At 69.5% G+C, this 19574-nt stretch carries 19 protein-coding genes; 4 read left to right on the top strand and 15 right to left on the bottom strand.

The genetic code is table 11. The features are described from left to right. The 5 genes from FFI97_RS30920 to FFI97_RS30900 are packed head-to-tail and all read right to left on the bottom strand — an operon-like array spanning nucleotide 1 to nucleotide 5349. Nucleotides 1-1149 (bottom strand): CaiB/BaiF CoA transferase family protein, encoded by a 1149-nt coding sequence (locus FFI97_RS30920; RefSeq protein ID WP_139700467.1) that lies wholly within the window; start codon nucleotides 1147-1149, stop codon nucleotides 1-3. Next, nucleotides 1146-1592 carry a PaaI family thioesterase gene (locus FFI97_RS30915; protein WP_139700466.1) on the bottom strand — a complete coding sequence of 149 codons (447 nt, stop codon included), beginning with the start codon at nucleotides 1590-1592 and terminating at the stop codon, nucleotides 1146-1148. Before FFI97_RS30915 ends, FFI97_RS30920 begins: the two co-directional genes overlap by 4 nt. Nucleotides 1593-1608: 16 nt before the next feature. Next, nucleotides 1609-2577: a tripartite tricarboxylate transporter substrate binding protein gene (locus FFI97_RS30910; RefSeq protein WP_139700465.1), complete on the bottom strand. Its 969-nt coding sequence runs from the start codon at nucleotides 2575-2577 to the stop codon at nucleotides 1609-1611. Between the two features lie 38 nt (nucleotides 2578-2615). Next, a complete protein-coding gene (locus FFI97_RS30905; RefSeq protein ID WP_139700464.1) occupies nucleotides 2616-3605 on the bottom strand; it encodes a Bug family tripartite tricarboxylate transporter substrate binding protein in 990 nt (329 codons plus the stop codon). Nucleotides 3606-3639: 34 nt separating this feature from the next. Then, a complete protein-coding gene (locus FFI97_RS30900; RefSeq protein ID WP_139700463.1) occupies nucleotides 3640-5349 on the bottom strand; it encodes an acyl-CoA dehydrogenase family protein in 1710 nt (569 codons plus the stop codon). 90 nt (nucleotides 5350-5439) lie between these two features. On the opposite strand from FFI97_RS30900, the gene FFI97_RS30895 reads away from it, so the two are divergent. Then, a complete protein-coding gene (locus tag FFI97_RS30895; protein ID WP_139700462.1) occupies nucleotides 5440-6336 on the top strand; it encodes a LysR family transcriptional regulator in 897 nt (298 codons plus the stop codon). Here the strand turns inward: FFI97_RS30895 and FFI97_RS30890 are convergent, their stop codons facing one another. The 7 genes from FFI97_RS30890 to FFI97_RS30850 form a co-directional block, all read right to left on the bottom strand. After that, nucleotides 6337-7380 carry a serine/threonine protein kinase gene (locus FFI97_RS30890; RefSeq protein WP_070063054.1) on the bottom strand — a complete coding sequence of 348 codons (1044 nt, stop codon included), beginning with the start codon at nucleotides 7378-7380 and terminating at the stop codon, nucleotides 6337-6339. It abuts the gene before it with no gap. A gap of 33 nt (nucleotides 7381-7413) precedes the next feature. Next, nucleotides 7414-8532 carry a DUF2855 family protein gene (locus FFI97_RS30885; RefSeq protein ID WP_139700461.1) on the bottom strand — a complete coding sequence of 373 codons (1119 nt, stop codon included), beginning with the start codon at nucleotides 8530-8532 and terminating at the stop codon, nucleotides 7414-7416. A 189-nt stretch (nucleotides 8533-8721) separates the two neighbouring features. Next, entirely contained in the window at nucleotides 8722-9147 is a 426-nt protein-coding gene (locus FFI97_RS30880; RefSeq protein WP_062481095.1) for an organic hydroperoxide resistance protein, read from the bottom strand. A gap of 74 nt (nucleotides 9148-9221) precedes the next feature. After that, the gene (locus FFI97_RS30875; RefSeq protein ID WP_070063055.1) at nucleotides 9222-9674 is read right to left on the bottom strand and encodes a MarR family winged helix-turn-helix transcriptional regulator; all 453 of its coding nucleotides are present in this window, start codon (nucleotides 9672-9674) and stop codon (nucleotides 9222-9224) included. A 771-nt stretch (nucleotides 9675-10445) separates the two neighbouring features. Then, a complete protein-coding gene (locus tag FFI97_RS30860; protein WP_139700460.1) occupies nucleotides 10446-11297 on the bottom strand; it encodes an ABC transporter permease in 852 nt (283 codons plus the stop codon). Between the two features lie 11 nt (nucleotides 11298-11308). Beyond that, nucleotides 11309-12274 (bottom strand): ATP-binding cassette domain-containing protein, encoded by a 966-nt coding sequence (locus FFI97_RS30855; RefSeq protein WP_185993759.1) that lies wholly within the window; start codon nucleotides 12272-12274, stop codon nucleotides 11309-11311. Nucleotides 12275-12312: 38 nt separating this feature from the next. Further along, nucleotides 12313-13203 (bottom strand): LysR family transcriptional regulator, encoded by an 891-nt coding sequence (locus FFI97_RS30850; RefSeq protein WP_139700459.1) that lies wholly within the window; start codon nucleotides 13201-13203, stop codon nucleotides 12313-12315. A gap of 105 nt (nucleotides 13204-13308) precedes the next feature. Between FFI97_RS30850 and FFI97_RS30845 the strand changes: the two genes are divergently transcribed. Beyond that, complete coding sequence (locus FFI97_RS30845) at nucleotides 13309-13974, top strand: glutathione S-transferase family protein (protein ID WP_139700458.1); 666 nt, start codon at nucleotides 13309-13311, stop codon at nucleotides 13972-13974. Beyond that, complete coding sequence (locus FFI97_RS30840) at nucleotides 13971-14936, top strand: pyridoxamine 5'-phosphate oxidase family protein (RefSeq protein ID WP_139700457.1); 966 nt, start codon at nucleotides 13971-13973, stop codon at nucleotides 14934-14936. Before FFI97_RS30845 ends, FFI97_RS30840 begins: the two co-directional genes overlap by 4 nt. Here FFI97_RS30840 and FFI97_RS30835 read toward each other — a convergent pair whose 3' ends face one another. Continuing rightward, nucleotides 14937-16103, bottom strand: coding sequence for a cytochrome P450 (locus FFI97_RS30835; RefSeq protein ID WP_144004550.1), 1167 nt, complete (start codon nucleotides 16101-16103; stop codon nucleotides 14937-14939). An 83-nt stretch (nucleotides 16104-16186) separates the two neighbouring features. Between FFI97_RS30835 and FFI97_RS30830 the strand changes: the two genes are divergently transcribed. Beyond that, nucleotides 16187-16882, top strand: a complete 696-nt coding sequence (locus FFI97_RS30830; RefSeq protein ID WP_139700455.1) for an ArsR/SmtB family transcription factor — start codon at nucleotides 16187-16189, stop codon at nucleotides 16880-16882. A 12-nt stretch (nucleotides 16883-16894) separates the two neighbouring features. Here the strand turns inward: FFI97_RS30830 and FFI97_RS30825 are convergent, their stop codons facing one another. Next, a complete protein-coding gene (locus FFI97_RS30825; RefSeq protein ID WP_167395071.1) occupies nucleotides 16895-17920 on the bottom strand; it encodes a tripartite tricarboxylate transporter substrate-binding protein in 1026 nt (341 codons plus the stop codon). A gap of 115 nt (nucleotides 17921-18035) precedes the next feature. Beyond that, complete coding sequence (locus FFI97_RS30820) at nucleotides 18036-19553, bottom strand: AMP nucleosidase (RefSeq protein ID WP_062481401.1); 1518 nt, start codon at nucleotides 19551-19553, stop codon at nucleotides 18036-18038. Nucleotides 19554-19574: the final 21 nt, after the last annotated feature.

The raw sequence follows: 19574 nt of genomic DNA, 5'->3' as shown, positions 1-19574 counted from the left end.
TCAGCGCGCTGCGCTGTCGTCGCTCGGCAGGAAGGAATCGCCCGGCGTCAGCGGCGCATGGCGGTAGCTGGCCGGCGTGCGGCTGAGCTTCACGGGCGCGCCGATGCCGCGGTAGCCGCCTTCCATCTCCACCACCATCTCGCGGTGCAGCGTGTGCGGGTGCTGCAGCGCGGCCGCCACCGGCAGCACGGGCGCGGCGGGCACGCCGGCGGCCATCAGCTGGTCGACCAGCGTGCGGCCGTCGAAGGCGGCGAGCGCGGCTTCGAGCTGCTGCTTGAGGCCGTCGCGGTTCACCGAGCGCGCGCCGGCGGTGCGGTACAGCGGGTCGTCGGCCAGCGCGGGCAGGCCGATGCAGCGGCAGAAGCTGGCGAACTGGCGGTCGTTGCCCACGGCCACGAAGATCGGGTCGGTGCCCGTGGCCAGCGCGTCGTAGGGGTAGATGTTGGGGTGCGCGTTGCCGGTGCGGCGCGGCGCCGTGCCGTCCATGAACCAGTTGGCCGCGTGCGGGTGCAGCAGCGAGAGGCCGCTGTCGTACAGCGCCGCTTCGACGAACTGGCCGCGTCCGCTGCGGTTGCGCTCCTGCAGCGCAAGCAGCACACCGATCACCGCGTTGAGCCCCGTCACCATGTCGACCACCGGCAGGCCCACGCGCAGCGGGCCGCCGTCGGCCTCGCCGTTGATGCTCATGATGCCGGTCATGGCCTGCACGGCGGCGTCGTAGCCCGGCAGCGCGCCCAGCGGGCCGTCGGCGCCGAAGCCCGACACACGGCACCACACGAGGCGCGGAAAGCGCTGCGACAGCGTCTCGTAGCCGATGCCCCAGCGCTCCATCGTGCCGGTCTTGAAGTTCTCGATCAGCACGTCGGCCTCGGCCACGAGCGCCAGCAGCGCCTCGCGGCCTTCCTCGGTCGAGAAGTCCAGGTGCTGCACGCGCTTGTTGCGGTTCAGCCCGTGGTAGTACGAGGCCACGCCTTCCTTGAAGGGCGGGCCCCAGGTGCGCGTGTCGTCGCCCTGTGGCGGCTCGACCTTGAGCACGTCGGCGCCGTGGTCGCCGAGGATCTGGCCGCAGTAGGGGCCGCCGAGGATGCGCGAGATGTCGAGCACGCGGATGCCCGCGAGGGCGCCGGTCGAAGAAGGGGCGGTGGTCATGGGGTGGACTCGGAAGAAGAGGGAGCGGTGCGCGGCACCAGCTTGAAGGTGCCCGTGGCCAGCGCGAGCAGCTCGCCGTCGGCGTTGCGCGCCTCGCCGCGCGCGAAGCACATCGCACGGCCGCGCCGCTCGCACACGGCGGTGGCGATCACGTCGCCGGCGCAGGGCGCGGTGTAGTGCACCGTGATGTCGACGGTGACCACGCCGAAGGCCGTGGGCGCGTGCGAACGCACGGCGCTGGAGAGCGCACAGTCGAACAGCACGGCGATCGCGCCGCCGTGCACGTCGCCGCGGCTGTTGGTGTGGTCGGCGCTGTAGGGCATGCGCACGCGCGCGTGCTCGTCGCCGATGGCTTCGCCGCGCAGCGCGAAGGCGCGTGCCATCGGCATGGGCAGGCCGAACAGCACGCCGGCTGGCTCGTTGGCGAAATCGGGGTCCTGCATGCAGCGCACCGTGGGGTCAGTCGAGCAGGCCGCGCTGGCGCAGGCGCGCCACGCGCTCCTTCTCGCGCGCGGTCGTGGCCAGCGCGTAGCGGCGGTACTGCTCGGGGTCCATCGCGTTGGCCTGCTGGTTCAGCTGCTCCAGCACGCGCAGGCCGGCGGGCGATGCCAGCGCCTTGCGGAAGGCGTCGTGCACGGTCTTCACGCGCGCCGAGTCCATGCCGGCCGGGCCGGCGATGCCGTAGGGCGAATCGATGACCGCGTCCACGCCCTGTTCGCGCAGCGTGGGCACCTGCGGGTAGCGCTTGACGCGCTGCGGCGTGAGCATCACGAGGTAGCGCATCTTGCCGGCGTCGATGTGCGGCACGGCCACGCCCGACAGCGGTGCGGCGTCGATGTGGCCGCCGAGGATGGCGTTGGTCACTTCGGCGTCGCCCTTGAAGGGCACCATGTTGAGTTGGACCTTCGCCATCTCGGCGGCTTCGTCCATCACGATGCGCGGCGTGCCGACTGCACCGGTGGCGCCGACGTTGAGCTTGCCCGGGCGGCGCGCGGCATCGGCCGCGAAGTCCTGCCAGGTCTTCCACGGCGCGTCGGCCTTCACCGCGAGGCCGAAGGTGTAGTCGGACAGCATCACCACGTACGAGAAGCTGCGCGCGGGGTCGAAGGCCACCTTGTTGATGAAGGGCTCGCGGTACACCGAGGCCGGCAGCACGGCCAGCGTGTAGCCGTCGGGCGCGGCGCGCACCAGCGCGGCGGCGCCGTTGGTGCCGCTCGCACCGGGGCGGTTGTCGAGCACCACGGGCTGGCCGAGCGCCTTGCCGGCTTCTTCTGCCACGGCGCGCAGGTGCTGGTCGGTGGGCCCGCCCGCGGCATACGGAACGATCAGCGTGACGGGGCGTTGCGGGTAGGTCTCTGCGGTGGCGGTGCCGGCTGCGGTGAACAGCGCGGCGAGGGCGAGCAGGCGTGACAGCAGGTGCGTCTTCATCTTCTTGTCTCCTTGTTTTTTCTTGTGCGTCGTGGCGGTCAGTCGAGCTGCGCGCCGGACTTCTTCACCACGTCCTTCCACTTGGCCGTTTCGCTGCCGATGAACTGCGCGAGCTTCTGCGGCGAGGTGTCCGCCGTGGCTTCCAGGCCCTGCGCGGCGAACATCTGCTTGACCTTCGGCGAGTTGAGCACCTCGGCGAACGCGTGGTTGAGCTTGGTCACGCGGTCGGCCGGCGTGCCGGCCGGCGCGACGATGCCGAAGAACACGCTCACGTCGTAGGGCTTGTGCAGCTGTTCGGTGATGGTGGGCACCTCGGGCAGCGCCTGCGAGCGGGCCGAGGTGGCCACGCCGAGTGCGCGCAGCTTGCCGGCCTTGACGTAGGGCAGCGCGGTGAGGATGTCGGTGAAGGTCATGCTGACCTGGTTGCCAAGCAGGTCGTTGAGCGCCGGGCCCGTGCCCTTGTAGGGCACGTGCAGCAGGTCGGTGCCGGCCACCGAGTTGAACAGCACGCCCGCCAGGTGCGACGAGGCGCCGTTGCCCGACGAGGCGTAGCTGAGCTTGCCCGGGTTGGCCTTGGCGTAGGCGACCAGCTCGGCCACGTTCTTCACCGGCAGGGCCGGGTTCACCACCAGGATGTTCGGCAGGTAGCCGACCTGGATCACGGGCGCGAAGCTCCTGGTCGGGTCGTAGCTGATCTTGCGGTACAGGCTCACGTTGATGGCCAGCGGGCCCGAGGTGCCGAACAGCAGCGTGTGGCCGTCGGCCTCGGCGCGCGCCACGTAGTCGGCACCGATGTTGCCGCCCGCGCCCGCGCGGTTCTCCACGATCATGGGCTGGCCGAGCTTGTCGCGCAGCTCGGCGGCCAGCGTGCGCGCCATCGCGTCGGTCGGGCCGCCGGGCGGGAAGGGCACGACCAGCGTCATGGGCTTGGTCGGGAAGGCGCCGGGTTGGGCCTGTGCGGCGGGCGTGGCCGCGAGCAGCAGCGCGGCGCAGGCGGTGCCCAGGAGGAGGCTGAGTCGTTGTCGCATGGGTGGTTGTCTCCGTTGTTCTCGAAAAAGGGGCTCAGGCGGCCGTGCGCACCAGGGCGGCGTGCCAGTCGGCGGGCAGTGCGTCGGGCGCCAGCGGATCGCGCGGCAGCACGCGGTGCAGCAGCACCAGCTGGGCCCAGCGCAGGCGCGCGGCGGAGCCGCCGGCCGAGGCCTCCCAGGCCATCGCGGCGGCGCTGGTGCAGTGGTACAGGGCTGAGGCGGCCTGGCGCGCGAGCACGTCACCGCCTTCGCGCGCGGCGGTCTCGGCCAGGGCGCAGGCGCGCGCCATGGTGTCGCGCAGCGCGGCGGCAAAGGCCGGCGTGAGCTCGGTGGCGTTACTGATCAGTGACTCGACGTGCGCGCGCAGCACGAGCAGCGAGCCTTCGCGCTTCACGGCGCGGATCACGTCCAGCGCCACGATGTTGCTGGTGCCTTCCCAGATCGAGCCCAGGTGCGCGTCGCGCACGAGGCGCGGGTCGCTCCACTCTTCGATGTAGCCGCAGCCGCCGCGCACTTCCATCGCGTCGCCCGTGACCTGGCGCGCGTCGCGGCAGGCGCGGAACTTGATGAGCGGCGTGAGGATGCGCAGCAGCGCATACGCATCGGGCTCGCCGGCGTCGGAGCGTGCGAGCGCCTGCGCGGTCTGGCAGACCATGGTGCGGGCCTGCTCGGACGGCACGCGCAGCTTGTCGAGCTGGCGCTGCATCAGCGGCATCTGCTCGAGCGCACGGCCGAAGGCGCGGCGCTCGGAGGCGATGTACTCGGCCTCGGCCACCGCGCGGCGCATCAGGCCGGCGGAACGCACGCCGTTGGACAGGCGCGAGTTGTTGACCATGTCGGCCATCTGCTGGAAGCCGCGGCCTTCCTCGCCCACGAGGTAGGCCACCGCGCCTTCGAGGCGGATCTCGCCGCTGGCCATCGAGCGCGTGCCCAGCTTGTCCTTCAGGCGGATGATGCGGTAGTGGTTGAGGCTGCCGTCGTCGAGCTCGCGCGGCAGCAGGAACAGCGACACGCCCTTCATGCCCGCGGGTGCGTCGTCGGCGCGCGCCAGCACCATCGCAAAGCCGGCGTCAGGGTTGGAGCAGAACCACTTGTCGCCGGCCAGGCGCCAGCTGCCGTCGGGCTGGCGCTGCGCGGTGGTGGCGGTGGCGGCGATGTCGGAGCCGGCGGCCTGCTCGGTCATGAACATCGCGCCTTGTGCCAGCTCGTCGAAGTCGAGCGAGGTCAGGCGCGGCAGGTACTTGGCGACCAGCTCGGGCGCGCCGAACTTCTTCAGCGTGCGCGTGAGCGAGTCGGTCATCGAGACCGGGCAGCACAGGCCGAACTCGGCCTGCACGAACAGGTAGGTCAGCACGTACTTGACCAGCGGCGGCATCTTGCCGGCCCAGCCCAGCGTCTCGTCGCGGTGCGAGATGGCGGCCAGGCCGAACTCGCTGAGCGCCAGGCGCTCCATCTCGACATAGGCCGGGTGCTTGATGACCTTCTGCTCGTCGATGCCGGTGCGCGTGCGCTGCTTCAGCGTGGGCGGGTTGCGGTCGGCGGTGCCGGCCAGGTCGTCCAGCAGGCCGCCCGCCAGGCCGCCCAGGCGCTCGAAGTGCGGGCGCATGTGCGTGCGCAGGGCCTCGGGCAGGTACAGCGCGAGCAGCGTGTGCAGCTCGGTGTCGGTGGTGAAGAGGTTCTGGCCGTGGCGATCGGGGATCGGGTGCGCGGCGGCTGTGGCAGCGGAAGCAGCGGGTGTGGGCATGCGGGCGTCTCCTGGTTCGCCGCATTGTTGAGTTGGCAATGATCCGTGTCTAATATTGATTTGGTCTTGTACGATTTGATTTAACTATTCATGGAACTGCGGCACCTGCGCTACTTCTCCGTGCTCGCCGAAGAGCTGCACTTCGGGCGCGCCGCGCGGCGGCTGGCCATTTCGCAGCCGCCGCTGTCGGTGGCGATCCGACAGCTCGAAGACTCGGTGGGCGCGCGCCTGTTCGAGCGCAACAGCAAGGAAGTGCGGCTCACGCCCGCGGGCGAGGCGCTGCGCGTGTCGGCGCGGCGCGTGCTGCTGCAGGCCGAAGAAGCCGCGCTGGAGGCGCGCGACGTGGCCACCGGTTCGGCGGGCCGGCTGCGCATCGGCTTCGTGGGCGCCATGCTCTACCGCGGCCTGCCGCCCGCGCTGCGCGCGTTCCAGGCGCGGCATCCGGCGGTGCGCATCACGCTGAGCGAACTCAATTCGGGCGTGCAGATCGCCGAGCTGCTGCACGACCGGCTCGACCTGGGCTTTGTCCACACCAGCCGCATGCCGGCCGAGCTGCAGCACCGGCTGCTGTTGTCGGAGCCCTTCGTGGCCTGCCTGCCCGCGGGCCATGCGCTGGCGCGCAAGCGCGTGCTGGCGCCGGCCGACCTGCGCGCGCAGCCTTTCGTGCTGTTCTCGCGCGAGGCCTCACCCGACTACCACGAGCGCATCCTGTCGATCTGCGCCGAGGCGGGCTTCTTGCCCGAGGTGCGCCACGAGGTGCGGCACTGGCTGGCCGTGGTGTCGCTGGTGTCGCAGGGCATGGGCGTGGCGCTGGTGCCGCAGGCGATGCGGCACTCGGCGCTGCGCGGCGCGGTGTTCCGCCCGCTCGACCGCGCGGTGGCGCAGTCGGAGGCCTACGGCGTGTGGCGCGCCGGGCCGGTCAATGTGCTGGTCGAGCGGCTGCTCGAAGGCGTGGCGCAGAGCCTGGCCGAGAGCACCGCCGGGTGATCACGCGTACAGGGGCTCTTCGGCCATCTGCTCGCACTGGTCTTCCAGCACGAGGATCTGGCCCTTCCAGTAGTCGCTGGAGCCGAACCACGGGAAGTTGATCGGGAAGATCGGGTCTTCCCAGCGGCGTGCCAGCCAGGCGCTGTAGTGGATGAGCCGCAGCGTGCGCAGCGGCTCGATGAGCGCCAGCTCGCGGCGGTCGAATTCGCGGAACTGCTCGTAGCCGTCGAGCAGGCCCGACAGCTGCGCGGTGCGCTGTGCGCGGTCGCCCGACAGCAGCATCCACAGGTCTTGCACCGCGAAGCCCGTGCGCGCGTCGTCCAGGTCGACGAAGTGCGGGCCGCCGCCGGGGCGGTCGGTGGGCGTCCACAGGATGTTGCCGGGGTGCACGTCGCCGTGCAGGCGCAGCTTGCGGGGCTTGAAGTCGGAGGCCGGCGGCTGCAGCGCCAGGGCGGTCGCGCGGACCATGTCCAGCGCCTCGTTGCAGATCTTTTCCCAGTCGCGCTGCATGTCGAGCGGGATCTTGTCGTTCTCGAGCAGCCAGTCGCGCGAATCGAGGCCGAAGGTCTGCAGGTCGAGCGCGGGGCGGGCCTCGAAGGGCTTGGCGCTGCCCACGGTGTGGATGCGCGCCAGGAAGCGGCCCACCCATTCGAGCACCTCGAAGTTGTCCAGCTCGGGCGCGCGCCCGCCGCGGTAGGGGCTCACGCTGAAGGCAAAGCCGGCGTGGTGGTGCAGCGTCTTGCCGTCGAAGGCCAGCGGCGGCACGGCCGGCACTTCGCCGGCGGCCAGTTCGAGCGAGAAGGCGTGCTCTTCGAGGATCTCGGCCTCGCTCCAGCGGCCGGGGCGGTAGAACTTGAGCACCACCGCAGGATGGGGATTCGGGTCTTCCAGGTAGACCTGGTAGACCCGGTTTTCATAGGAGTTCAGGCCGGTGAGGCGGCCGTCGCCGTGCAGGCCGAGTGTCGCGAGCGCGTCGAGCACCACGTCGGGCGTGAGGCTCTCGTAAGGATGGGTGTTCGCGGGCGCGACAGAAGAAGGGGTCATGCGGCGATTGTCGCCACATGGGCCCCGTGCGGGTCAGCGAGCGCCCGCTTGTTTGTAAAGCGAAAGGATATGGCCCGTGCGCGGGTCGCCCTTGCCGGCCAGCACCTGCGCGTAGGCGGCCTGCACCGCCTCGCCGCCGTGGTGGTGCTCGGTGTGCAGCCAGGGGTTGCTGGCGTCGGTCACCGTGGCCAGGAAGCGGTGCCACGCGGCCACCATGCGCCGCCCGAACTCGTCGGCGCCCCATTCGGTGGTGCGCTTTTTTATCTGCGCCGGCGCGAAGAACAGCGTGGCGCGCGGGCCGGTCAGGCTCTTGCCCGCGCCCTTGGCGGCGAGCTGCTCCACGTGCGTGCCGCCGATCGAGCTGCTGTACTTCAGATTCGTGAAGCGCTCGTGGATCGCAGTGCGCAGCTCGCCGTTGCCGGCGAAGTCGATGTACACGCACGGGGTGTCGGCCGCGATGGTGTCCAGCGCGTCGTAGGTCACCACGCGGTCGTAGCAGCCCAGGCTCTGGCAGAAGGCCACGTTGGCGGGCGAGGTGAGGCCGACCACTTCGATGCCGTCGCGCTGGTGCAGCTGGAAGGCCGTGCCGTAGGCCGTCTTGCTCGAGGCGCTCGACAGCAGCATGGTGGTGGCGCCGAAGAAGTCGTTGTCGGCCATGAAGTCGTCGATCAGCCACGAGGTGATGAACAGCGGGCGCAGCAGCGCCTGCAGGTCTTCGGTGTCGGTGGTGTACAGCGGGTCGGCGTTGCAGCGGAAGTACTGGTTGTAGACCGCGGGCAGCTCGGCGCGGTGCGCCGCCGCGTCGGTGAAGCGCGAGGGCGAGAGCCGGTCGGGGCTGAGCACCGCGCTCGTGGACATCGGCCAGTAGCCGTAGATCCGTTCGCCCACCGCCACGCCCGGGTGCTGCGACTGCACCACGCTGGCGAAGCCCCACACCGGGATGCTGCCCCAGCCTTCTTCCTCGGAGGGAAAGAACTGCCAGTAGCTCATCGCATCGCCGAAGGCGGCGTAGGTGATGTTGTTGGAGGTGAGCGCAAAGCTGTCGATGCGCACGCGCACCTGGCCGGCGGCCAGCGGCCGGTCGGAGGTGTCGGTGTGCAGGCGCGCGGTGGCGAGCTGGTCTTTGCGGATCAGGAGGTGGGTGGTGCTCATGGGGTCGATCTCCACGGGTGTGTGTTGAAGACGGGTGGCGGGACGGGCGAGACGTGCGGCCACATTAGCCAAGCTTGGTGAAAGGCGCTATCTCGGCGTGCGTTTCGGCGTCACCCGTGAGACAGACATGAAAAAAGCGCCCGGGCTTGGGGCCGGGGCGCTTTGTTTCACGAAACCGTCAGAGCGGAATCAGACGATCGTCAGTTCCACGTCGATGTTGCCGCGCGTTGCGTTCGAGTACGGGCAGACCTGGTGAGCGGTGTCGACCAGCAGCTTCTTCTGTGCGTCGTCGAGGCCGGGCAGCGAGATCGCCAGTTGCACCGAGATGCCGTAGGCCGCGCCGCCGTTCGTCGGGCCGAGGGAGACCTTCGAGTCGATGGCGACTTCTTCCGGCACCTTGACGCTGATCTTCGGGCCGACGGCCTTCATGGCGCCGATGAAGCAGGCGGCGTAGCCGACCGCGAACAGCTGCTCGGGGTTGGTGCCGGGCTTGCCCGAGCCGGGCGAGCTCAGCTTGACGTCGATGGCGCCGTCGCTGGACTTGCCGGCGCCGTCACGGCCGCCGACGGTGTGGGCTTCTGCGGTGTAGAGAACTTTGTCGAGCTTGGTGGTCATGGTGATTTCCTTTGGCTTGGGGTGGTGAAAGGGCTTCCTTGGGAGGCCGGGGAGAACTGTGATTGGGTTGTGTGTCAGGCGGCTTTGCGGATGCGGTCGCGCAGGGTCTGGATCTGCTGCGTGAGGGCGATCAGCTCGGGCACCGAGCATTCGGCGGCGGCCATGAGGCATTCGGGGACGTTGGCGGCACGGGACTTGAGCTTGCGGCCTGCGGTGGTGAGCGTGATGTGGACGCGGCGCTCGTCTGCGACGTCGCGGACTCGGGCTACGTAGCCGTTGGCTTCGAGGCGCTTGAGCAGAGGGGTCAGCGTGCCGGAATCTAGCGAGAGGCGCTCGCCTAGGGCGGAGACGGTGGGGCCGTCTTGCTCCCAGAGGGCGAGCATCACGAGGTATTGGGGGTAGGTGAGCTGGAGCTTTTCCAGCAACGGCTTGTAGAGGCGGGTCATTGCCAAGGAGGCGGAGTAGACGGCGAAGCAGAGCTGGTTGTCTAGCTTGAGCATCTCGTCTTGGTGGGGTTTCGTTGGCATGGGAGGAATTGTAGTTCGCAATTCAATTGTGTGCAATGTAGTTGTTTTGGATTGGTTTTGGCGGTTGCTTCCCGGGGCCGGGAGTTCCGCCCGGCGGCGGACTCACTTTCTTTTGCTTCGCCAAAAGAAAGTAAGCAAAGAAAAGGCGACCCCACTGTCTGCGTCCCTCCGCTTCGCTGCGGGCAACCTGCGGTGCTCGCGTTTCGCGGGGTCTCGCAGAACTCGCTTCGCTCAAACAGCTGCGAGCCCTGATCCGCGAAACGCTGCGCTCCTCGGCGCAGCCAGAGGGGCTTTGATACCGGGCGGGCCGTCGCTTCGCTCGGCCCGGGAACTACCAACAGCCGAAGCCTGCGTTTGTGCTCGTGCTCGTCGTGGTGGTCGCAGGCACATCCGCATCTGCATGAGCGCACACGCATGCGCTCATGCAAGGACCAACGCCACGACCAATCCCCGCCGCAGCAGGCGCAACGCGCCTGCTGCGGCCCACTGGCCGAGCGAAGCGATGGCCCGTCGGTATCCCAACCCCTTCTGTATGCGCCGAGGAGCGGAGCGTTTCGCGGATCAGGGCTCGCCCTTGTTTGAGCGAAGCGAGTTTGGGCGAGACCCCGCGAAACGTGAGCACCGCAGGTTGCCCGTAGCGAAGCGGAGGGACGCAGACAGCAGGGTCGCCTTTCTTTTGCCTACGTTTCTTTGGCGAAGCAAAGAAAAGTAGGTCGGCCGCCGGGCCGAGACCCGGCCTCGGGAAGCAAACCAAGCCAACACCTCAACGAACTACCCCCGAAACCTCTTTCGAGTCAAAGCCAACGCAATCCAGAAAGCCACAACCGCATACACAACCAACACACCCGCATGCACCCACCACCCCTCAGGCCACCGATCCATAAACAGCGGCCGCACCAAAGCAACAGCATTCGTCAACGGCAACCAAGCCGCAACAGAACGCACAACAGAAGGCAGCTGCTCCAGCGGAAAAAACACCCCACTCAAAAACATCATCGGCGTCATGAACAACGTGAAGTAGTAGGTAAAAAAGTCATACCCCTTAGCCAACGCATTGAAGATCAACGCCACAGAAGAAAACGTGATCCCACACCCGATCAACACCATCCAGGCCACGATCAACTTCGGGCTGTGACTGATCCCCAACCCCAGCATCACAAACAAGATCGCAGTCACAGTAAAAATCGACTTGAACGCCGCCCACAGCATCTCCGCCAGCACGATGTCATCCAGCCCCACCGGCGCATTCATGATCCCGTCCCAAGTCTTCTGCACATGCATACGAGAAAACGCCGAATACAGCGCCTCGAAGCTCGCCGCATTCATCGCACTCATGCAGATCGACCCACTCGCCAGGAACAGGATGTACGGCACCTGCGTGCCATCCACCGTCACCTGCCCCACCAAAGCGCCCATCCCGTAGCCAAACGCCACAAGCCAGATCAGCGGCTCCGCGATGTTCCCGATGAGGCTAGGTAAAGCAAGCTTGCGCCACACCAGCAGGTTGCGCAAAAACACCGGCCACCACCGCATCGACAGCTCAGGCGCGCGCCACACGGAGGGTGAAGGCGGCACAGGTGTCTCGGGAGAAACGGCAGAAGAAGCGGTAGTGGTTGTGTTCATAGAAAGAAGGCCTAGCCATCTTGGCGAATCTGCCGACCGGTGAGCTTGAGGAAAAGATCTTCCAGATTGGCCGGCCGATGAAAGGTGCGCAGCCCGCCGTGCTGCGTCAGTGCGTCGAGCAGACGCCGCGCGTCCTGCGTATAGAAGAACACCGTCTCACCGCTCACTTCCACGCGCGCAGCCAGCGCCTGCAGCTCGGCCGACCCGACCAGCGACAGCGCCCCATTGCCATACACCTCGACCACATCAGGCTCCAGATGCTCGGCAATCAGATCGCGCGGACGGCCCTCGGCAATCTTGCGGCCATGGTCGAGCACCAGCAGCCGCGAACACAGGCGCTCGGCCTCGTCCATGAAGTGCGTGGTCAGCAGGATCGACTTGCCCTGCTGCAGCAGCACCTGCAAGCGCTCCCACATCAGGTGCCGCGCCTGCGGGTCAAGCCCGGTGGTGGGCTCGTCGAGCAGCAGCAACTTGGGGTCGTTCACCAGCGCACGCGCCAGCGACAGGCGCCGGCGCATGCCGCCCGACAGCTCGCCGGGCTTGGCGTCGGCCTTGTGCGAGAGCGCGGCGAACTCCAGCAGCTGCGGCACGCGCGCACGCACATGCGCCTTGCTGAAACCGAAGTAGCGGCCGTACACCACGAGGTTCTCGGCGCAACTGAAGTCGGGGTCGAGGGTGTCGAACTGCGACACCACGCCCAGCTGCGCCTTGATGGCCAGCGCGTCGCGCGGCATCTGCAGGCCCAGCGCGTCGATGCTGCCGCCGTCGGGCGCGGTGAGGCCCAGGCACATGCGGATGGTGGTGGTCTTGCCCGCACCGTTCGGCCCGATCACGCCCAGGCACTCGCCGGGCGCGATCTCGAACGAGAGGTCGTCGACGACCGTGGTCTCGCCGTAGCGCTTGCGCAGCCCACGGACCTGGAACAACGGGGAAGAAGACGAAGAGGAAGGCGAGGAGGGGGTGGTGGGGGATGGCACGCGGCCATTCTGACGCAGCCGGCCGATTGGCGCAGCAGCTACATGCGCAGCCCGCTGAACTCGCTTTTCATCCACTCGATGAAGGCCCGCGTGCGCGCCGGCAGCAGCCGCGCATTCGGGTAGATCACGCTCACGGGCCGGGGCGCCGGCTCGTAGTCTTCGAGCACCAGCTGCAGCCGGCCCTGCGCCACGTGCGGCAGCACCTGGTAGGAGAAGAAAGTGCCGAAGCCCATGCCGGCGGCGCAGGCCTCGATGGCGGGCGCGAGGTGGTTGAACTCCAGGCGGTTGTCAGGCGTCACGTGCACGGTCTTGCCGCCGTCGCGGAACGCCCATTGGGCCGGCGCATCGATGCGTCCGCGCACGCAGGGCGCGCCCGCCAGGTCGCGCGGATGGCGTGGCACGCCGTGCTGCGCCAGGAAGGCGGGGCTGGCCGCCACCACGCGGCGGATGGTGCCCAGCGTCTGCGCCACCAGCGACGAGTCTTCGAGCGGGCTGATGCGGATGCCGACGTCGATGCCTTCTTCGAGCAAATTCACCGTGCGGTCGTGCAGCCGCACGCTGCAGCGCACCTTCTCGTGGCGCTGCATGAAACGCACGATGGCCGGCGCCACGTACATGTGGCCGAACAGCACCGGCGCGGTGATGACCAGCTGCCCCGCGGGTTCGCGCGCCTCGGCCTTCAGCGCCTGGTCGGCGGCGTCGGCCGCGAGCAGCACCTCGCGCGCGCTCGGCAGGTAGTGGCGACCCTCCTCGGTGAGCGACAGGCGCCGCGTCGTGCGGTGAAACAGGCGCACGCCCAGATGCGCCTCGAGCGCGGCGAGCGCGCGCACCACGGCGGGCAGCGAACTGCCGAGCGCCTCGGCGGCGCGGGTCAGGCTGCCCTGGTCGGCAATCTGCACGAAGGTCTGCATGGCCTTGAAACGATCCATGGCGCGATTAAACCGGAAAACGCAGCAGTCAAATCCGGTAAAGGCTATTCATTCATTTGGTGGAAGAGAGAAGAATCGAGGCCATACCCACCCGAAGGACTCTTCATGACCGAGAACAGCACCACCGCCCGTCAGCCCGCCCAGCCCATCCAGCTCTTCGGCAGCGCCATCTCGGGCCACGTGCACCGTGTGCGCTTCTTCCTCTCGGTGCTGGGCCTGCCCTTCGAGATCGTCGAGCTCAACCTGCGCCAGCGCGAGCACCGCACGCCGGAGTTCCTGGCGCGCAACCCCTTCGGCCAGGTGCCGGTGATCGAGGACGGCGAGGTCACGCTGGCCGACTCCAACGCCATCCTCGTGTACCTCAACGAACGCTATGCCCCCGACCCGGCGCGCTGGATGCCGCGCGACCCGGTGGGCGCGGCGCGCGTGCAGCGCTGGTTTTCGGTGGCAGCCGGCCCGCTGGCCTACGGCCCGGCGGCGGCGCGCATCATGGTGCTGTTCGGCGTGGACGCCGACCGCACCGAGACCGTCAAGCGCTCGCACGCGCTGCTCTCGGTGATGGAGACCTGCCTGTCCGAGCAGCCCTTCCTCGCGGGCCCGTCGGCCACGCTGGCCGACATCGCGAACTACGCCTACGTGGCCCATGCGCCCGAGGGCAGCGTGTCGCTCGACGCCTATCCGCAGCTGCGCGCCTGGCTGGCGCGCGTGGAAGCCTTGCCCGGGTTCGTGCCGATGGTGCGTTCGTCAGTAGGCCTGGCGGTGGCGTCATGATCGCCGCGCCCTTCCACGCCGGCGAGCGCGCGCTGCAATCGCTCGTGGGCTCGCGCGAGCAGATGGAGGCGGTGGGCCCGCGCGTGATCCGCGACTACATGCCCGACCAGCACCGCGAGTTCTTTTCGCTACTGCCGTTCCTCGTGGTCGGCAGCCTCGACGCCGAGCTGCAGCCGTGGGCCAGCATGCTCGCCGCGCCGGCCGGTTTTGCGCACTCGCCCGACGCGACGCACCTGCGCATCGACGCGCTGCCGGGTGCCGGCGATCCGCTCGCGGCCCAGCTTGCGCCCGGCGCCACGCTGGGGCTGCTGGGCATCCAGCCGCACACGCGGCGGCGCAACCGCATGAACGGCACGGTCGAGGCGCTCGACGCGGCGGGCTTCATGGTCGAGGTGCAGCAGAGTTTCGGCAACTGCCCGCGCTACATCCAGGCGCGCGAGCCGGTGTTCGCCGCGCCGCCGGCCAACGAGCCCGCCGTGCAGTGGCTCGACACGCTCGACCTCGCGGCCGAGCGGCTCATCGGCGCGGCCGACACGCTGTTCATCGCCACGGCGTATCCCGATGCGGTGGCGGTGGGCGACGCGGCCGATGCGCGCTCGCACGGCGTCGACGTGTCGCACCGCGGCGGTCGGCCGGGCTTCGTGCGTGTCGATGCGGGCGGCGTGCTCACGGTGCCCGATTTCAACGGCAACCGCTTCTTCAACACGCTCGGCAACCTGCAGGCGCATCCGCGCGCGGGCCTGCTGTTCGTCGATTTCGACACAGGTGAGTTGTTGCACCTGAGTGCCACGGCAGAGATCGTCACGGACGGCCCCGAGGTGGCGGCGTTCGAGGGCGCGGAGCGGCTGATGCGCTTCCACGTCACGCGCGCGTTGCGCCGTCCGGCCGCACTGCCGCTGCGCTGGGGCGAGGCCGCGTTGTCGCCGCACCTGGCGGGCACGGGGCGCTGGGCCGCGCACTGACTAGTCGAAGACGGGAATGCGCCCGTTGACCGACGGCCGGTAGTGCCAGCTGAGCGCATCGAGATCGGGTGCGCGTTGTTGACGCAGCAGCGCCTCGAGGCCCGCCGCAGCCAGCGTGCAGGCCAGCGCCTGCCCCGGACACGCATGCAGGCCATGGCCGAAACCAAGCACGCGGCGCTGCGCACGCACGGGCATGAAGCGGTCGGGCTCGGGGTTGAACGCCGGGTCGCGGTGCGCCGAGGCCAGCAGCACCAGCATCGCATCGCCCGCCGCCAGCGAGGTGCCGGCGATCTCGACGGGCTCGATCGCGAAGCGGCGCGTGTTCTGCACCGACGGGTCGTGGCGCGACGTCTCCTCGACGATGGCGAGCAGCCCGTCGCGCGTGCGCGCCAGCGAGCGCAGCGCAGGCTCGCGCGCCAGTGCGACCAGGCTGTTGCCCAGCAGGCCCGCCGTGGCGTCGCAGGTCTGCGAGAGCAGGCCCACGAGGTTCGCCAGCAGCGCGCGCGAGAGCGGCGCGCTCGCCGTGCTTTCGGCCAGCACCGCCGCCAGCAGCGTGCCGTCGCGCGGCGAGGCGCTCGCGCTCAGGGTTTCGAAGCGGTTCATCAGCGCGCCGGCCGCCACGCTCGCCGCTTGCAGCTGGTCGGCGTTCGACAGCGGCGAGAGGCAGGCGACGAAGTCGCGCATCCAGCGGTCCACCTGCGGCAAGGTCGCACCGTCGAAACCAAGCAGGTGCGCCATCGCCCGCACGGGCAGCGAAAACAGCGCGTCGGACAGCGGCGCCTGCGCGGGCAGCTGCCGCGCCACGTCGAGCGCGGCGGCGTGCGCCGCCTGCAGGTCGAGCCCGGCCAGCGCGCGCTGCAACGCCGGCCGGTGCGCCTGGTGCGCCGGGCCGTCGTTCATGCGCACGAGGTGGCCGAACACCTCGCCCGCCGGGCTGCCCACGATCGCGCGCGGTACGGGCTCGGCGGCGGGGCGCACGCGTAGCGCGCCGTGGGCCTGCAGCACCTGCATGACGACATCGGCGCGGCTCGCGACCCACACGCGCAAGCCTTCGTGCCACGCGAGCGGCGGGCCGTCGCGCAGCGTGGCGTAGTACGGGTACGGGTCGGCATGCGTGGCGGCGGCGACCGGATCGGCGGGGTGGTGGGTGAGCGCGGCGGTGTTCATGGCGCGCAGTGTGCGTTCGCCGCCGCCGACACACTTCGGCCGCGAACGAAGTGTGGGATGCGCCGCCGCCTTAGGATGCCCGCATGGACGACACCACCGCTTCCGACTTCCAGCTCGCCCGCCTCGCCGGCGCCATCGCCGAACCGGCGCGCGCCCGCATGCTGAACTGCCTGATGGACGGCCACGCCCGCACCGCGACCGAGCTGGCCACCGTGGCCGAGGTGGCCGCCTCGACCGCGAGCGCGCACCTCGCGCGCCTGAAGGAAGAACGGCTGGTCGAGGTGCTCGTGCAGGGCAAGCACCGCTACTTCCGCCTGGCCAGCGATGACGTGGCCGCCGCGCTAGAAAGCCTCATGGTCGTGGCCGGCGCGCCGCGCCCCGCGGCCACCGCCTTCCAGCCCAACACGCCGAGCCGCCTGCGCAGCGCCCGCACCTGCTACGACCACATGGCCGGCACCGCGGGCGTCGCGCTGCACGACCGGCTGCATGCGCAGGGCTGGCTCAGCGGCCTGGCGAGCGGCTCGTACGAACTCACGCCCGATGGCGCCATCGCGCTGGAGAGCCTGGGCGTCGAGGTCGACGCCGTGAGCCGCTCGCGCCGCCGTTTCGCCTGCGCCTGTCTCGACTGGAGCGAACGTCGCCCGCACCTGGGCGGCGCGCTCGGCGCCGCGTGGCTGCAGCTGTCGCTGCGGCGCGGCTGGGTGCGGCAGGAACTCGACGGGCGCGCGCTCACGCTCACGCCGAAGGCGCAGCGGGAGATGCCGGAGTTGTTTGCCTGAGGGCGAAGGCGCTCAGGCCTTGAGTTTGAGCAGATAGATCAGCGGGCCCGCCATGGCGGTGTCGAGTTCGAGAAAGCTCTCGAAGTCCTTGCCCGCCATCCAGTACGGGTCCCAGTTGTTGCGCTTGATGGTCTTCTGCCAGAGGTCGTGCGTGGTGGCGCGTTGCACCGCCTCGAGCAGCTGGCCGCGGCGGTAGGGCGGCACCTTCTTGCCGGTCATCACGCCGCGCCAGTTGGCCAGGTCGGCGTCCACGCCCTGCTGGCGCACCGAGGCGATCCCCTGGAACGGGTGCTTGGACGACACGCCGATGGCGCGCAGCTTGCCGTTGGCGATGTTCTCGGCGAACTCGCTGTAGCCCGAGATGCCGACCGCCGCCTTGCCCGTCTCGAGTGCTTCGACCACCTGCGCGCCGCCCGGGTGCGGCTGGTAGTTCAGCGACGCCGAGGCGCCGGCCACGCGCGCCAGCATGCCGGCGAACATGTGGTCCACGCCGCCGGCCGAGCCGCCCGCGATGACGGTGTTGGCGGCATCGGCGCGCAGCTGGGCGACGAGGTCCTTGGGGGTCTTGATGGGCGAGTCGGCCTTGACGGCGACCACCTCGTAGTCGCTGGTCAGGCGCGCCACGGGCGAGACGTGCGCCAGCGTGACGGCGGGCTTTTGCAGCGCCACCGCGCCGACCATCACCATGCCGCTGACCAGCAGCGCCTCGGGGTCGGCGTCGTACTTCTCGACGTATTTGGCCAGCCCGATGGTGCCGCCCTTGCCGCCGATGTTCTCGTAGGTGACGGTGCCCACGGCGCCCGAGGCCAGCAGGGCGGCGCCGAGGGCGCGGCCGGTCTGGTCCCAGCCGCCGCCTTCGTTGGCGGGAATGACGATGCGCAGCTTGCTGCTCAGCGGCGCGTCGGCCGCGCGGGCGTTGCCGGCCCACAGCGCGGCCTGGCCCGCACCGGCGGCAGCGGCCGAGGCTGCCAGCCAGGTGCCGAAGCGGCGGCGGGACAGGGGAAGGGCGGCGGCAGCAGGCGGCGAAGACGGGCGCATCGTGTTTCCAGTTGTGTACGTGACAGCCAATGATGTCCGCGAAACAAGGCAAACACGCCCTCGCCCGCACAGGGAGAAACCCTGAGGGGGAAAGAGGGGCGAAAGGCGTCGGAGCCTACTGGAAAGCCACTTCCGCGAAGCTTCGCAGCTTGCGGCTGTGCAGCCGGGTCGTGCCTTCTTGGCGCAGGATCTCGATGGCGCGCATGCCGATGCGCAGGTGCTGTTCCACGCGTTCGCGGTAGAAGTGGTTGGCCATGCCGGGCAGCTTGATCTCGCCGTGCAGCGGCTTGTCGCTCACGCACAGCAGCGTGCCGTAGGGCACCCGGAAGCGGAAGCCGTTGGCCGCGATGGTCGCGCTTTCCATGTCCAGCGCCACGGCGCGGCTCTGGCTGAAGCGGCGCTGCGGCTGGTTGCCGGGCAGCAGCTCCCAGTTGCGGTTGTCGGTGCTGGCCACGGTGCCGGTGCGCATGATGGTCTTCAGGTCGGGGCCTTCGCACTTCGTGACGTCGGCCACCGCCTGCTCGAGCGCCAGCTGGATCTCCGACAGCGCCGGAATCGGCACCCACAGCGGCAGTTCCTCGTCGAGCACGTGGTCCTCGCGCACGTAGGCGTGGGCCAGCACGTAGTCGCCCAGCTGCTGCGTGTTGCGCAGGCCCGCGCAGTGGCCCAGCATCATCCAGGCGTGCGGGCGCAGCACGGCGATGTGGTCGGTGATGGTCTTGGCGTTGGCCGGGCCGACGCCGATGTTGGTCATGGTGATGCCGCTGTAGTCCTCGCGCACCAGGTGGTAGGCCGGCATCTGCGGCAGGCGCGGCGGCGCAGTGCCCTGGCTGCCGTCCAGCAGGTGGGCGAAGGTGTCGCTGTGGCCGGCGGCCAGCCCGCGCCGGCGCGTGATCACGTTGCCGGGCTCGATGAAGGCGATGTACTCGCTGTTTTCGTCGGCCATGGCCTCGTGGCCCAGGCGCACGAACTCGTCGATGTAGAACTGGTAGTTGGTGAACAGCACGAAGTTCTGGAACCACTCGGGCGCCGTGCCCGTGTAGTGGCGCAGGCGGTGCAGCGAGTAGTCGACGCGCGCCGCCGTGAACAGCGACAGCGGCTGCGGCTCGCCGGGCAGCGCCTCGAAGGTGCCGTTGGCAATGCCGTCGTCCATGGCGCCCAGGTCGGGCAGGTCGAACACGTCGCGCATGAGGGCGCGGCGCTCGGCGCTCATCGTGCCTTCGATGTGGTCGTTCTCGGCGAACGAGAAGTGGATCGGAATGGGCTGCGTGCTGGTGCCCACCTCGATCTCGACCTGGTGGTTTTCCAGCAGCAGGCGGAACTGGTCGAGGTAGTAGCGCGAGAACAGGTCGGGCCGCGTCAGCGTGGTCTCGTAGCGGCCGGGGCCGGCCACGAAGCCGTAGCTCAGGCCGGCGTTGGCCGGCGGCGTGTGGCGCGAGACGGTGTGCGTGTGCACCCGCACGAACGGGTAGCAGGCCCGCACCCGGCCCGGCAGCGCCTCGCCGGCGACAAAGCGCAGCATCGATTCGCGCAGGTGGGCCAGGCCGCCCTGGTAGATGGCTTTGACCTGGTCGAGCGCCTCGGCGGCGTCGGTGAAGCGGGCGGGAGCGACAAAGGTGGGCATGTAGGGCATGCCGTCATTGTGCAATGCGGG

The organism is Variovorax sp. KBS0712, assembly GCF_006323185.2.
Lineage (GTDB): Bacteria > Pseudomonadota > Gammaproteobacteria > Burkholderiales > Burkholderiaceae_C > Variovorax > Variovorax boronicumulans.
Note: the sequence above shows the minus strand (reverse complement) of the source record. Positions and strands in the feature narration are given on the sequence as shown.

Coding starts and splice junctions, on each gene's coding strand:
- FFI97_RS30875 (WP_070063055.1), bottom strand. CDS start 9,674: ATGCCAACGAAACCCCACCAAGACGAGATGCTCAAGCTAGACAACCAG.
- FFI97_RS30920 (WP_139700467.1), bottom strand. CDS start 1,149: ATGACCACCGCCCCTTCTTCGACCGGCGCCCTCGCGGGCATCCGCGTG.
- FFI97_RS30840 (WP_139700457.1), top strand. CDS start 13,971: ATGATCGCCGCGCCCTTCCACGCCGGCGAGCGCGCGCTGCAATCGCTC.
- FFI97_RS30885 (WP_139700461.1), bottom strand. CDS start 8,532: ATGAGCACCACCCACCTCCTGATCCGCAAAGACCAGCTCGCCACCGCG.
- FFI97_RS30845 (WP_139700458.1), top strand. CDS start 13,309: ATGACCGAGAACAGCACCACCGCCCGTCAGCCCGCCCAGCCCATCCAG.
- FFI97_RS30890 (WP_070063054.1), bottom strand. CDS start 7,380: ATGACCCCTTCTTCTGTCGCGCCCGCGAACACCCATCCTTACGAGAGC.
- FFI97_RS30895 (WP_139700462.1), top strand. CDS start 5,440: ATGGAACTGCGGCACCTGCGCTACTTCTCCGTGCTCGCCGAAGAGCTG.
- FFI97_RS30860 (WP_139700460.1), bottom strand. CDS start 11,297: ATGAACACAACCACTACCGCTTCTTCTGCCGTTTCTCCCGAGACACCT.
- FFI97_RS30830 (WP_139700455.1), top strand. CDS start 16,187: ATGGACGACACCACCGCTTCCGACTTCCAGCTCGCCCGCCTCGCCGGC.
- FFI97_RS30835 (WP_144004550.1), bottom strand. CDS start 16,103: ATGAACACCGCCGCGCTCACCCACCACCCCGCCGATCCGGTCGCCGCC.
- FFI97_RS30910 (WP_139700465.1), bottom strand. CDS start 2,577: ATGAAGACGCACCTGCTGTCACGCCTGCTCGCCCTCGCCGCGCTGTTC.
- FFI97_RS30915 (WP_139700466.1), bottom strand. CDS start 1,592: ATGCAGGACCCCGATTTCGCCAACGAGCCAGCCGGCGTGCTGTTCGGC.
- FFI97_RS30825 (WP_167395071.1), bottom strand. CDS start 17,920: ATGCGCCCGTCTTCGCCGCCTGCTGCCGCCGCCCTTCCCCTGTCCCGC.
- FFI97_RS30880 (WP_062481095.1), bottom strand. CDS start 9,147: ATGACCACCAAGCTCGACAAAGTTCTCTACACCGCAGAAGCCCACACC.
- FFI97_RS30905 (WP_139700464.1), bottom strand. CDS start 3,605: ATGCGACAACGACTCAGCCTCCTCCTGGGCACCGCCTGCGCCGCGCTG.
- FFI97_RS30820 (WP_062481401.1), bottom strand. CDS start 19,553: ATGCCCTACATGCCCACCTTTGTCGCTCCCGCCCGCTTCACCGACGCC.
- FFI97_RS30850 (WP_139700459.1), bottom strand. CDS start 13,203: ATGGATCGTTTCAAGGCCATGCAGACCTTCGTGCAGATTGCCGACCAG.
- FFI97_RS30900 (WP_139700463.1), bottom strand. CDS start 5,349: ATGCCCACACCCGCTGCTTCCGCTGCCACAGCCGCCGCGCACCCGATC.